Raw genomic sequence first — 14231 nt, forward strand, 5'->3', positions numbered from 1 at the left:
ATTATAAAGCGCATTTGTGCATTCAAAATGAATTTAATCGGACTCGTAAATCTGCAACTCCTTCCGAGGCAAATTTTGCGATTGTTTCAACCTTGTTTTTAATATTCGGAATCGCAATTGGCTTTGGATCAATGTAGAAAACCGGCGTAGTCCTATAGGTGTAACTAATTAGCCCTGCAGCAGGATAAACCTGAAGAGAAGTTCCGATAACGGCAAAATAATCAGCGGTCTCCGTTATGGCTATGGCTTCTTCAAGTGCCGGAACATCTTCGCCAAACCAGACAATATGCGGTCGCAGCTGATGTCCGTTTTCATCTAAATCTCCCGTGATTAAATCATCAGTCCAGTCTAAAATCAAATCCCGATTTTTGGTACTTCTGACTTTTAGTAATTCTCCATGTAAATGTAAAACTTTGGAACTGCCGGCTCTTTCATGTAAATCGTCAACATTTTGAGTGATGATGTAAACATCAAAATCTTTCTCTAACTCGGCTAAAATTTGGTGTCCTAAATTTGGCTCGACTTCTTTAAGCTGTTGCCGTCTTTTATTGTAAAAGTCTAAAACTAGTTCCTGATTTTTATGCCAGCCTTCGGGAGTTGCTACTTCCATTACGTCATGGCCTTCCCATAATCCGTCGCTGTCGCGAAAAGTTTTGATACCGCTTTCGGCACTTATTCCGGCTCCGGTTAACACTACTAATTTCTTTTTCATTATTGTATTGCAATTATTTGGGTAATTGATTCACTTCTAATATCCGTACCATTGTCGGTTCTGACTTTGCCAGACCTTCTCCGTCAACCTGATTTACATTTTGAAGAAAGATATGAAGTTTTTTTTGCTTTTCCCAAAGTGAAATATCATAATTAGGTTCCCATTCTCCTATTGCGATTGAGGTTAAATCGGTTACTTTCCAATTACTGTCCTTGCTTAAATTGGTGTAAGCCATTGACACTTTGTTTTCTCTTTCGCGGTCTCTAAAAAGAAGGTACAAATAGCGATTTTTTCCTTCTTCTTTAATTAATAAATCGGGTCTGGAAATCGGGATTTTTTTGGTACCGCCTCCTCCAAGAGAAAAAGGAGTTGTTCGAAAACCGGTATTTGATTTTTTCCAGCTACCATTTTCTAAATAAACAATCTGAAACTGCGGAATATCATTTTCGCTCCAATAATTAGCGATATAAGGGTTTCCGTTTTCGTCAGCCGTCATCGAAGTTTGGTTAATTAAACTCGATTTTTCAGGGATTTTCCATGCAATTTCTGCCGATGCAACCGTTATGGGCAAATTGTATTTTTCTCCGTTTGATTTTTCCCAGGTCAAACCGCCATCTTTTGAGCGGGCATAACAAATATCATGATTAGTGGATACATCCCAGCTTTCTCTCCAGACCCAGGAAAGATGTATGGTGCCTTTTGTATCTACTTTTGCCTGCCAGTAAGCACTTCTTTTATCTTCGCCGTTTAATAAATTGCTTTGAATTTGTGACCATTTTTTGTCTTTCACAGCATAGGAATTAATAATCATATTGCCTCTTCCGGAAGCACCTGAACGATAAAAAAACAATAAATTTCCGTTTGATAAATTATAAAATTCAGGATACGTTACTTTTTGTTCAGCAATTCCGGTCATTGATTCTTCTTTGTCTAAATCTAAACTTAACGGAGATTTGCTTTTAGCATATCGGAGTTTTGTGTCGTGATGATCCCAGCTTACATGTAGGAAACCATCTCCGTCTACGGCAATACTGATGCTGTTATGAGCATCTTTTGAATTACCGGAATAAGGTGTTTTTACTATTTTCCAAATGTCTGTATTTAGCTTTCTTTTGCCTAAAACTACTGTTCCATTTTCATCATAATAGGCAGTAAACTGAAATTCTTTGAAAGTAGTTACAGCATTTTTTCTGAATTTAACGGTATTGACAGAATTATTGCTCCATCCGTATCCAACAGGGATTTCTTTAGCAGGTTTTGTTGCACAGGCAAAAAGAGTAAGACATAAAGCACACAAAATGCTTTTGTAAAAATGCTTGATCATTAAGGCTAATTTTATGAGGTAGTTAGTGATTAGTAAAAATAAACGATTTTAGGAATAGTACGAATCAAAACATACCAGTTTTAGGTTTAAGATTTACAAATAATCAAATGAGAAATTTTTAAAATGAAATAGTTATTTTAGCTTCATATTAAAATCAGAAAATGAAAATAGTATATATTTTGCTAATAGTTTGTAATTTTTCTTTTGGTCAGCTAAAAGTCAATTACTATAAAGTTCAGAATAAATTTGGAAAAACAATTACAGATAAAACTTTTGTTCAAAAGAAATTAATCAGTGATTCAGAGACCGCATATTTTTCATTTTCAAAAAAAGATTCTTTATTATTAGATGTAAGTTTTACTAAGACAGAAGGATATCTTGATGCTCAATTTGAAGAATTGAAAAACGAATTTATTGGAAATTTTGAGCCAACTAAAGTAAAACAATGGGAGAACCTTGTGGGTTATTATGATGAAAAGAAAAACATAATGATAATAAAAACTTTTGCGGATTATACACGAATGAAACTTACCGAAATAGCATTTTGTACGAGTAACGAATCGATAAAAGGTTTTTTGCCTTTATTTGATAAAAACTTTCACCACTGATTATGGTTTTAAGTTGATTCTTAAACTTCAAAAGCATAATCTTCTTACCTGAATTTTTTATTATTTTTGCCGCAAACATAACCAAAATGATTGATTTAGATTACCTCGCTTTTCTTGAAAATATACTAACTGACAACCGTAAAGAAAGATTTCTGCATGTTCTGGAAAACCGTACCAAACATTTTACAGTTGCAGTAGAAGATGTGTACCAAATGCATAATACAAGTGCGGTAATGCGCAGCTGTGAGGTTTTTGGAATTCAGGAATTAAATGTTATCGAACAGCGTTTTGGGAAACGAATTGATAAAGAAATTGCTCTTGGTGCCCAGAAATGGGTAGACATCAATCGATTTGATTCGGTTTCAGGATGTCTTTCGGATTTAAAAAGCAAAGGTTATCAAATCATCGCAACAACACCTCACGAACAGGACTGTATGCTGGAAGATTTTGACATATCAAAACCAAGCGCATTATTTTTTGGGACAGAAAAAGAAGGATTGTCTAAAGAAATTATGGACAATGCTGATGGTTTCCTGAAAATTCCAATGGTTGGTTTTACCGAAAGTCTGAATATTTCGGTTTCTGCTGCTATTATAATTCAGGATCTTACCAACAGACTCAGAAGATCCGATATAAAATGGCAACTGTCTGATGAAGAAATTTTGGTAAAGCGTTTGGATTGGGCAAAAAACTCCATAAAAGATATTAAACGTATTGAAGCACGTTATTATCAGGAGAATCCCCGATAAATTTACTTATTTACGTTTCCTGCAACGTTTTTAAAACCTTGTAGGTCTGTTTATTGATGGTTTAAATTCCTACAAGGTCAAAAAAGACCTTGCAGGAATAAAACGATACTATTTCTTCAAAAACAAAATAAACCCAAGAACACTAACAATTAATATCGTCAATGCGGCCAAAACCATGCTTAGGTCACGAATGTTCTTTCCGGCCCAGTCCATAAATAAAAATTTGTGAAGAATGGCAAACGAGTAACCTTCAACACGGTCTGAATTATTGATAACTGCCGCCAGTCTTGATGTTGAAGTTTCAATAAAATAAGTGGTTTTCTCGGGTGTGTCATAAGCCAGTTTTACTACCGGAAGTCTTTTATTGACAAAGCCGTATTCTCTGCTTTCAAAGTCATTCAAAACTTTTGATTCCAGCAATTTTATATTTTCAAAAGAGGGTTGTGAATCTTCTTCTGATGTATCAATCATTTCACAGCAGGATGCTTTTGGAGCGCCGTCTGTAAAATAATAGGCAAGAAATTCGGCGTATTGAAGATCAATGTTTGGAACGATTTTATTTGTGGTTGCATTGATGTAAACGACTTCAGATTTTTTATTGTCTTTTTTACTCCATTTTGAACCTGAATCGGCTTTTGGTTTTTTGAACTTTTCTTTTTCTAATAACTGACAACGGAAATAAATAGTGTCATTTAAAGTAATGATACTTGCATTTTGAAAACGATTCCAGTCTAAATTCAGGTTATTATTCGCAATCTGAATTTCTTTGGTTGCAAAAGTAGGTTCGAAAACCATTTGGGATAAAGTGTATGGAGCCCATTTTGTAGTAGCATGATAAGCGCCGCTAAAAGCAAATGTCAAGGTAAAAAGCGAAACCCAGATTCCGATTTGGCGATGGTATTTTCGAAGTCCTTTTTTAGGTTGTAAACTATCTGTTTTTTTGAATTGTTTCCAAAGTAAGCCGTAAATCAAGATTCCGCTCAGAGCAGAAAATGCAATGATAGATAACAGGAAAATCATGGTAATAATTCGGATACTGTTGTTTGAAATGGCATCTATAAAGGACCAGTTATGAAAAGTATCGAAAAACCAGATAAACCATTGGCGTGAAGCCGGATTAAAAGTAGCGAGTTTGCCTGATGAGGTTTCGACATAAATTTCCATTGTGTCAGGACGGTCGAAAGTTAATTTGTAAACCGGTAAATAACGGTTTATATATTTGTATTGCGAAGTAAATTCGGTTACAATTTCACTCTTTTTTACAGTACTTTTTTGGTCATCCAAAAAATATCTCGAAAGCCATTCGGCATATTTCTGGTCTCCGTTTTCGAGTTTTTTTGCATTTGATGCATCAAAGTACAGTAAATCACCGGGAATCATTTTTACCTGATAATAAGTAGTATTATTGAATTGAACGATTCTAAAGTTTTTGAAATCATTGATGAAGTTTTGTTTCAGTACTTCCTGAATCGAAAAATGCAATTGGCTTTTATCAATAGTTTGTTGTTCCAGTTTATCATGGGCAATTTCGGGTTTGAAAAAATGCGCCATAAACGGATGCATCAAACCGGATAATGTCCAGAAGATTACCGGAATAATCGTAATTAAACCAATCGCACGATGCCATTTGTACATGTGCTGTTTGATTTTCTTTACTATTTTAGAATCCTTCTTTTTGAATTTTTTGGCTGTTATTTCTTTGCTCATTGTTCCGTTTTTTAGCCCCGATCGAAGCGGCATCCTTTTGTGGCGGGGTTCGCCACAAAAGATACAGCGGAGAGCGGGATTAGCTTCTTATCATTATTTTTTTAGTGAAAAATTATATTGTATTCCGAACACAAAAGTTCTGGGTGCTGCAGCGGTATAGGTGGGCTGAGCGTTTGCGATATTCGTTCTCGAAACATTATACGCGTATAATTTATCGGTAAGATTCATTACATTTCCGTAAATCTCAATTTTTTTCCATTGATAGCCAATTCGGGCATTGAACAAGTTGTAACCGTCATATTTTACGCTATTAATCTGATCCTGATAGTAACTGCCCACAAGCTGCCATTCAATTGAAGTTCTTAAATTAGGAAGCCAGTTTGGGTAATAGCTTACCTCTGAATTTCCGGACCATCTTGGAGCAGCCGGCATTTCTTTTCCGTTCAGATTCTGAACAGGATCTGACGGCTTGTCCGAAAGTTTAAAATCGATGTAAGTGTGCTGAGCATAAGTTCCGCCAAGACGAAAATTGAATTGCTGCGACGGTCTGTATGAAGCTCCAAATTCAATTCCTTTATGACGGGTTTCTCCAGCCGAACGATAATCGGTTGAATTATCAGGCAGTTTGATACTCAATAATTCATTTTTTCCTTCCATATAATAGAATGCATAGTCCAGGTTTAATTTATTTTGAAAGAAGGAAACCCATCCGCCAATCTCATAGTTGTCGAAATCTGCCGGTTTCAGGTTATAATAAAATTCAGCAGGAACACCTGTTGAGCCGCCTGTTCCAGATTTAGCCCTGAAAATTGAAGTAATGCCAGGAGGTGCAAAACCTTGTGAATAGTTACCATAAAAGCCTGCGAATTCAAACGGATTGTAATTTGCACCTGCTTTATGAGTTATTTTATCATAGACTTTACTTCCGCTAGATTTATCTAAAGCATTTTCGTATTTGACTTTCATGTTGTCATATCTACTGCCAAATGTCAAAATTAACTTTTCAAAAAGATTAAAACTCAATTGAGCATATTCTGCGTAATTGAAAATATCAGCAGAATAATCTGCTAATTTTGAGTCCGGACGTTCTGCAATAATTTCATATGAATCTACGGTTTGTTTCCCTGGTTCTCCCGGATTTAAATTGGCTTTCAAATCGATTACATAAGACCAGTAGGTTACAGGAGAGTAATCATATAAAGCACCTGCAACAAGTTTTGCATTTAAAAAATTAAAATTTTGAGTGTGCTGTCCAATTGCGCCGTAACTTTTAAAGTTATTCGAATTAACTTCACCTTTTGCGGTTGTTGGATTTACTGTCGGGCTCCATTTTATTCCGTATGAAGGATTTTGGCCTAATTTGTTATCACGCAGATAGACTGTAATATAACTGCTTGAATTGCTGTTCCAGTCGTGTTCAAGCGTTAAACGTGTTCTTAAAGCGTCTGATTTTCTATACGTAAAATCGGTTGTGCTTTTATAAGTTCTGTTGTTAAAGGCTTCTTCATTCACACTCCCGCTCATGTCAGAATAATATTTTCCGTACATGGTGTTACTGATCAATCGGGTAGAAGGTGAAATGTTGTAATCGATTCTCGCATTCAGATTGTCTTTATTGTAATCAGAATACGTCATCCAGCCGTTTTCCTGTAAACTGGATATTCCGGCAATATGAAAACCAACTTTTCCAATCGTTGCACCACCAGCAGCCTGAAATCTTCTGTAGCCGTAATTATTGGCCTGAATTCCGAATTTAAACTCAGGGTCAACAGGCGGTTTTATTGAAATTAAATTGATAGTTCCGCCTACAGCTTCTGGTCCGTATAAAGAAGAAACGGGACCTTTGACAACTTCAATACTTTGTAAATTATATTGGTTAATCTCTAATAAAGCATTGTGGTTGAAGATTCCCATTGGGCGAATTGGCAAGCCATCTTCCAGATATAAATAGTATGCATTGGTGGTCATAGGCTGACGAATCGACATCATGTGCTGTTCGTTTCCCAAATTCACCATTAAAACGCCGGGTGTTTTGTTTATGATCTCGTAAACCGCTGTTGCTTTGGTTTCGTTAATAGTTTTAGCAGTTAATTTGCTGATGGCAACTGGGGTTTCTTTTCGTAAAGTGGCGGTGCGATTGGCAGTTATAAAAACGTTTTCAAGCTCCTGAGATTTTGTTGTGTCCTGCTTCGTTTTGTTTTGTGCAAAGACACATTGCCCTATGATTAACAGGGTAAAGCAAATTTTTTTCATTTGAAATTATATAAATTAACAGTAACCAGTTCTCTTTGGCTTATGCCTGAGAGCAGGTTTTCAGTTTTGGCAAAATGCCATCAGAATTTATATAAAACAGGATGGAGGATGAAAAGTTGAATTGGAAACAGCGATAGGTTTCTCGTCTGAAGAACTGAAAATTGTTACTCCGGATTCAATAGGGGTTACTAATTTATAATTAGCGGTAGGCGTATTTTGAATGTAAACAATCTCTACTTTTTCTTTCAGATTGTTTTGCATTCTTTTTTCGTTGTCTGCGTATTTTTTTAAGCTTTTCTGAAGTTCACATCGCCCGTTACATGAATTAAAAATCATTTTGCGCTGCACACAGATGGTTTTTGAAATTTCTTCCTGATTTAATTTGAATGAAGTATAAACAAAGAAACTGCCAAAAGAAGGAACTAATAGCATGCAGGAAAGAAATATGACGAAAAATCGTTTCAAAATGTGTTTCGTTGTTTTCGAATGCAAAAATACATTTAATTCGCATTTATTACTAAGTGTTTCGGGATTTTTTTTAGTATTCAGTTTACAGTCGCAGTCTCAGTTTTTAGTCTGTATGTAAACTGAGACTGCGACTGAATGATGAAAACTAAAAACCCGACAGATTTTAAAACCTGTCGGGTTTGATATGTAATTTGAGTACTAGCCTGAAAACGGAGACTGCGACTGAAAACTAAAAAAAATATTAGTTAACCAAAACCCATGTTCCGGCAGCTAAAAGACTTTCAGCTTTTTTGTACTTCATCGTTTCAGTTTTACCGGTAGCAACTTCCTGAACTGTTACAGTGTCATTTCTGTTGATTTTTGGCATATCTCTAACGATAGTTTCTGTAACCTGACGCTGTTGTGTTTCGCCAGCTTCACGGTTGATATTTTCACTGTTTGGAATTTCGTCTTTTGTTAATTGCAAATTTTCTTTTTGGCGAACTTCTCTTGCTTCGTGAATTTCAGGGACGTTCTGAGCAGGTAAATCACCTTTGAATAAGAATGAAATAACCTCTTTGTTAACGTTGTCCAAAGTTGTTCTAAACAGGTTGAAAGCTTCTAATTTGTAAATAAGCAATGGATCTTTTTGTTCGTGTACCGCCAACTGAACAGATTGTTTCAATTCATCCATTTTGCGTAAATGTTTTTTCCATGCCTCATCAACTATAGAAAGTGTGATGTTTTTTTCAAAATCAGCAATCAACTGAGCACCTTCGCTTTCGTAAGCTTTTTTCAGGTCAGTTACCACATTCAGCGTTTTGATTCCGTCTGTAAAAGGAACTACAATTCTTTCAAAATGGTTGTTTGGCTCTTCAAAAACGCCTTTGATAATTGGGAAAGCTTCTCTGGCACTTCTTTCTGTTTTTTCAGTGTAAAAACCTAAAGCGGCTTTATATACTTTTCCGGTAACTTCAATTTCTGATAATTTAGCAAAATCTGTTTCTGAAATTGGAGAAGTGATTCCGAAGTAGCGAATTAAATCAAATTCAAATCCTTTGAAATCATTAGCAACTTTAGTATTATTTACAATTAATTCGCAAGTATCATAAAGCATGTTTGCGATATCAAGTTTTAGACGCTCTCCGAACAAGGCGTGACGACGGCGTTTGTAAACTACTTCACGCTGAGAGTTCATTACGTCATCATATTCTAATAAACGTTTACGAACACCAAAGTTGTTTTCTTCTACTTTTTTCTGGGCACGTTCGATAGACTTAGTCATCATAGAATGCTGAATAACTTCGCCTTCTTTCAATCCCATTCTGTCCATTACTTTTGCAACTCTTTCAGAACCGAATAAACGCATTAAGTTATCTTCAAGAGAAACGTAGAACTGAGAACTTCCCGGATCTCCCTGACGACCAGAACGACCACGTAACTGTCTGTCTACACGGCGTGAATCATGACGCTCTGTACCCACGATGGCTAAACCTCCCGCAGCTTTTACTTCTGGAGATAATTTAATATCGGTACCACGACCTGCCATGTTTGTGGCAATGGTTACCACTCCGGCTTTACCAGCTTCTTCAACGATTTGTGCTTCCTGCTTGTGCATTTTAGCATTCAATACGTTGTGTGGGATTCCTCTCATTTTAAGCATTCGGCTTAATAATTCTGAAATCTCTACAGAAGTTGTTCCGATCAATACAGGTCTTCCTGCTTTTGATAATTCAGTTACATCTTCAATAACAGCGTTGAATTTCTCACGGGTAGTTTTGTAGATATAATCTTCTTTGTCTTGTCTTGCAATAGGACGGTTAGTTGGAATTTCAACAACATCCAGTTTGTAAATCTGCCATAACTCGCCAGCTTCTGTAACAGCAGTACCAGTCATACCGCCTAATTTGTTGTACATTCTGAAATAATTCTGTAATGTAATAGTGGCAAAAGTCTGAGTAGCAGCTTCAATTTTCACATTTTCTTTTGCTTCGATCGCCTGATGAAGACCATCTGAATAGCGGCGTCCATCCATGATACGGCCTGTCTGCTCATCGACAATCATAATTTTGTTGTCCATGATAACGTACTCAACATCTTTTTCGAATAAAGCATACGCTTTTAAAAGCTGAGTCAAAGTATGAATACGCTCGCTTTTTACACCAAAATCCTGAAATAATCTTTCTTTGGCTTCCGCTTCAGCGTCTTTGTCTAATTTTTGTTTTTCAATAGCAGCGATTTCTGTTCCTATGTCCGGTAAAACGAAGAAATCAGAATCGGTATCTCCGGAAAGATACTTGATACCATTATCAGTCAATTCTACCTGATTGTTTTTTTCTTCAATCACAAAATACAAAGCTTCATCCACTTTGTGCATTTCACGATTGTTATCCTGCATGTATTGATTTTCAGTTTTCTGAAGCAATTGTTTAACTCCTTCTTCACTTAAAAATTTAATTAAAGCTTTGTTTTTAGGTAAACTTCTGTAAGCTCTTAATAATAAGAAACCTCCTTCTTTAGTGTTTCCTTCTTTGATTAATTTTTTAGCTTCAGCTAAGAAACCATTTGCAAGCTGACGCTGTTGCGCAACTAAGTTTTCGATTTTTGGTTTCAGTTCGTTAAATTCATGACGATCTCCCTGAGGAACCGGTCCTGAAATAATAAGAGGTGTTCTGGCATCATCAATTAATACAGAATCGACCTCATCGACAATAGCAAAATTGTGTTTTCTCTGCACTAAATCGGCTGGAGAATGCGCCATGTTATCTCTTAAGTAATCAAAACCAAACTCATTGTTGGTTCCGTAAGTGATATCGGCATCATACGCTTTTTTTCGTGCTTCTGTACTTGGCTGGTGGTTGTCGATACAGTCTACAGATAAACCGTGGAATTCGAATAAAGGAGCTTTCCACGTGCTATCACGTTTTGCTAAGTAGTCATTCACCGTTACTAAGTGAACTCCATTTCCGGTCAAAGCGTTTAAGTAAAGAGGAAGTGTAGCTACCAAAGTTTTACCTTCTCCAGTTTGCATTTCGGCAACTTTACCTTCGTGCAATACCATACCGCCAATTAACTGAACATCATAGTGAATCATATCCCAGGTGATATCTTTACCTGCAGCATTCCATTTGTTAGCCCAGATAGCTTTATCGCCTTCGATAGTAATATAAGATTTTGCAGCTGAGAATTCACGGTCTTTTGCAGTTGCGGTAACTTCAATAAAAGAATTTTCTTTAAAACGGCGAGCCGTTTCTTTTACTACAGAGAACGCTTCTGGAAGAATTTCCAATAAAGTTTTTTCAGAGATTTCATAAGCTTCTTTTTCAAGAGCATCTATTGCATCATAAAGGTCTTCTCTTTTATCGATGTCTTCGATGTTTTCTACTTCCGCTTTAAGCGCAGCAATTTTAGCATCTTTGTCAGCTCTGGCTTCTTTTATTCTGTCTTTAAAATAAACGGTTCTTGCTCTTAATTCGTCATTTGACAGACTCATTAAAGGAGCTTCGAATGTTTTAATTTTATTTAAATAAGGTTGTAAAGCTTTGACATCTTTCTGTGATTTATCACCCACAAAGACTTTAATAATACTGTTTATGAAACTCATGATTTATTGTATTTCTTTTATTTATAATATATGTATTTGAACCAAAAAAAAAGCCTCTGTGATGAGACTTTTTCATTTGGTTTATTTTTTAATATTCATCCTCATTCCAAAGATAATCTTCGTCTGTTGGATAATCAGGCCAAATTTCTTCCATTGATTCGTATATCTCTCCCTCGTCTTCAATCGACTGCAGGTTTTCTACTACTTCCAAAGGAGCTCCTGCTCTAATGGCGTAGTCAATAAGTTCGTCTTTGTTAGCAGGCCACGGTGCATCACTTAAATAGGATGCTAATTCTAATGTCCAATACATCTTTTGTCGATTTAGTTTGTGCAAAAATAAATTTTTTACTGAAAAAGACAAGTAAAAATTGATTTATTTTAATAAAATTTAAGAACGTCTTCGCTAGTACTCAGTTTTCCGTGCCAGTTCTCAGTTTTAAAACTGAAATTTGCTGCTAATTACTGTGCTTTTCTGTATTCAGTTTTCAAGCTGGTTTGCAGTCTGAAAACTAAAAACTGCGACTGTTTACTTTCTGGGAATCCATTTTACTTCCTCCGCTTTTAAGTCTGAGGACAACTTCCGTGCCAAGACAAAAAGGTAGTCAGAAAGTCGGTTTAAGTATGTAATTGCAATTTCCGGGACATGTTCGTTATGGCTCAAATGTACCGCTAAACGCTCTGCCCGGCGACAAATACAGCGGGCTATATGACAATGTGACACGGTTGGGTGGCCACCCGGCAAAACAAAATGAGTCATTGGCGGAAGACTTTCATCCATAGAATCAATTTCTTTTTCCAGTAAATCAATATCCGAATCTATGATCCCCAGATTTTCTAAACGAAGTTTTCCGTTTTTTAATACCTCTTTTTCCTGCGGGGTTGCCAAAATGGCACCAACTGTAAAAAGACGATCCTGAATTTCGATTAAAATGGTTTTATAATGCGAATCCATTTCCTGATCACGTATTAACCCGATATACGAATTCAGTTCATCAACAGTTCCGTAACTGTCAATTCGGATATGGTCTTTCGGTACGCGGGTTCCCCCAAAAAGAGCAGTGGTACCTTTATCACCTGTTTTGGTATATACTTTCATTTTTAAGATGCTAAGGTTCTAAGATGCTGAGATGCTAAGTTTTCTCTTCGTTACGATTAAACGATTAACCAAATAAACGGTTAAACTTCTTTACGTGTATCACTTTCAATTAAGCCGTCACGTAAACGTATTACACGATGTGCATAAGCCGCAATATCTTCTTCGTGGGTGACCAGGATTACGGTATTTCCCTGAGCGTGAATATCGCCAAAAAGCTTCATGATTTCTACAGACGTTTTACTGTCTAAGTTTCCTGTTGGTTCATCGGCTAATATAATTGAAGGTTTGTTTACTAATGCTCTTGCAACAGCTACACGCTGCCGTTGTCCTCCGGAGAGCTGGTTCGGCTGGTGATCCATTCTGTCGGCAAGATTTACTTGTTTTAAAACTTCTGTGGCTCGTGCAGTTCTTTCAGATTTTCCATACCCGGCATAAATCATTGGCAGCGCTACGTTGTCGAGTGCAGTGGTTCTGGGTAAAAGATTGAAAGTCTGAAAAACAAAGCCAATCTCTTTATTCCTGATTTCTGCCAGTTCATCATCTTTCATCTGGCTGACATCTTTTCCGTTTAAAACATATCTTCCTGAAGTTGGCGTGTCTAAGCAGCCCAATAAATTCATTAAAGTAGATTTTCCGGATCCGGAAGGCCCCATTAAAGCTACATATTCTCCTTTTTGTATTTCAAGATTTATTCCCTTCAGCACATATACAATTTCGTTGCCCAATACAAAATTTCGTCTGATGTCGGTTATTTTAATTAATGGTTCAGCCATTTGTCTTACATTTTGGATTTAAAAGTACAAAACACTTTTCAATAAAATGATAAGTAGTGTAGAATTGGATTTTGTTACATAGACTTTTTTAAAGCATGCTTTAATATATGTCCTTCTAATATAAAAAACAGTTATATCATTTTGATTTTATTTTGCATAATTATCATTATTTCTGGTGTTTTATATTTTTAAAATGTTTTTATTTTTTAAAATATGATAATAATGTAATTTATAGAGGGAGGTGATTCGTAAATTTGGATATATATTAATTAAACAAAATCAAGATTATGAAAAATTTAAAAATAGCAGCAGGAATTACATTATTAGTACTAGGGTTGACATCGTGTAAAGATGAAAAACAGGAAAGAGCTCAAAAAACAGTAGAAAACTATGTAGTATATGTGGACTCTGTTAAAAATGTAGCAGTTGCAGACTTAAAAGACAACTGGAAAAGTGTAGAAGCAGAATATGACAGAAGAGCTCAGGAAGCTCAGGCAGCTCTGGCTGATATTAAAGATAATGCTGCTGCGACTGAAAAAATAAATGAAAGCAAAATTAAATATGAGGAGTTTAAAAAGGAACTGACTGCTCAGCTTGTTCCGGCTCCAGGTCCGAAACAACAATTAAGAGATGCTTTGTTTGGTGCGGGAAAAATGGGTGATGATATGAATTTCAGCTGGGTTAATGCTCAAAATATTCACAGTGTTTATCAGCAGTTTGTGCACACAGTAGAAGACAATAAAGATAAATATTCAAGAGAAGACTGGGACGAAATCAAGTTGATGTACGAAGCTCTTGACAGCCGTAAAAATACAGTTGAAAAAGAAGGACTGTCGGCGGAGGATAACAGAAAAATTGCCGGATTGAAAATCAAATTTGCACCAATGTATAAAATAAACAGAATGGGGGCGAAATCTGAAGAAAATAAAGAGGCAAAAGAATAAGGTTAGTTAGGTTT

At 36.1% G+C, this 14231-nt stretch carries 12 protein-coding genes; 3 read left to right on the forward strand and 9 right to left on the reverse strand.

The features are described from left to right. Nucleotides 1-22 precede the first annotated feature (22 nt). Both AAEO57_RS10580 and AAEO57_RS10585 read right to left on the reverse strand, forming a co-directional pair. Nucleotides 23-712 (reverse strand): SIR2 family NAD-dependent protein deacylase, encoded by a 690-nt coding sequence (locus AAEO57_RS10580; RefSeq protein WP_341692344.1) that lies wholly within the window; start codon nt 710-712, stop codon nt 23-25. Nucleotides 713-725: 13 nt separating this feature from the next. Next, entirely contained in the window at nt 726-2036 is a 1311-nt protein-coding gene (locus AAEO57_RS10585) for a BNR repeat-containing protein (RefSeq protein ID WP_341692346.1), read from the reverse strand. Between the two features lie 161 nt (nt 2037-2197). Between AAEO57_RS10585 and AAEO57_RS10590 the strand changes: the two genes are divergently transcribed. Further along, on the forward strand, nt 2198-2644 hold the full coding sequence (locus AAEO57_RS10590; RefSeq protein ID WP_341692348.1) for a hypothetical protein: 447 nt from the start codon (nt 2198-2200) through the stop codon (nt 2642-2644). Between the two features lie 86 nt (nt 2645-2730). Then, complete coding sequence (locus AAEO57_RS10595; RefSeq protein ID WP_341692350.1) at nt 2731-3393, forward strand: TrmH family RNA methyltransferase; 663 nt, start codon at nt 2731-2733, stop codon at nt 3391-3393. Between the two features lie 108 nt (nt 3394-3501). Here the strand turns inward: AAEO57_RS10595 and AAEO57_RS10600 are convergent, their stop codons facing one another. The 7 genes from AAEO57_RS10600 to AAEO57_RS10630 form a co-directional block, all read right to left on the reverse strand. Then, on the reverse strand, nt 3502-5100 hold the full coding sequence (locus AAEO57_RS10600; RefSeq protein ID WP_341692352.1) for a PepSY domain-containing protein: 1599 nt from the start codon (nt 5098-5100) through the stop codon (nt 3502-3504). Nucleotides 5101-5193: 93 nt separating this feature from the next. Further along, complete coding sequence (locus AAEO57_RS10605) at nt 5194-7353, reverse strand: TonB-dependent receptor (RefSeq protein ID WP_341692354.1); 2160 nt, start codon at nt 7351-7353, stop codon at nt 5194-5196. An 87-nt stretch (nt 7354-7440) separates the two neighbouring features. Beyond that, nucleotides 7441-7818, reverse strand: coding sequence for a hypothetical protein (locus tag AAEO57_RS10610; protein WP_341692356.1), 378 nt, complete (start codon nt 7816-7818; stop codon nt 7441-7443). A gap of 244 nt (nt 7819-8062) precedes the next feature. Next, nucleotides 8063-11404: a preprotein translocase subunit SecA gene (secA, locus tag AAEO57_RS10615; protein ID WP_341692358.1), complete on the reverse strand. Its 3342-nt coding sequence runs from the start codon at nt 11402-11404 to the stop codon at nt 8063-8065. Between the two features lie 88 nt (nt 11405-11492). Further along, nucleotides 11493-11714, reverse strand: a complete 222-nt coding sequence (locus AAEO57_RS10620) for a DUF2795 domain-containing protein (protein WP_007138072.1) — start codon at nt 11712-11714, stop codon at nt 11493-11495. Between the two features lie 216 nt (nt 11715-11930). After that, nucleotides 11931-12500 (reverse strand): cob(I)yrinic acid a,c-diamide adenosyltransferase, encoded by a 570-nt coding sequence (locus AAEO57_RS10625; protein ID WP_341692361.1) that lies wholly within the window; start codon nt 12498-12500, stop codon nt 11931-11933. Nucleotides 12501-12580: 80 nt separating this feature from the next. Beyond that, nucleotides 12581-13273: an ABC transporter ATP-binding protein gene (locus AAEO57_RS10630; protein WP_341692363.1), complete on the reverse strand. Its 693-nt coding sequence runs from the start codon at nt 13271-13273 to the stop codon at nt 12581-12583. A 287-nt stretch (nt 13274-13560) separates the two neighbouring features. Here AAEO57_RS10630 and AAEO57_RS10635 point away from each other — a divergent pair, with 287 nt between their 5' ends. Next, on the forward strand, nt 13561-14217 hold the full coding sequence (locus tag AAEO57_RS10635) for a DUF6565 domain-containing protein (protein WP_341692365.1): 657 nt from the start codon (nt 13561-13563) through the stop codon (nt 14215-14217). The last annotated feature ends 14 nt before the right edge of the window (nt 14218-14231 follow it).

Source organism: Flavobacterium calami (assembly GCF_038290035.1).
GTDB classification, from domain to species: domain Bacteria; phylum Bacteroidota; class Bacteroidia; order Flavobacteriales; family Flavobacteriaceae; genus Flavobacterium; species Flavobacterium calami.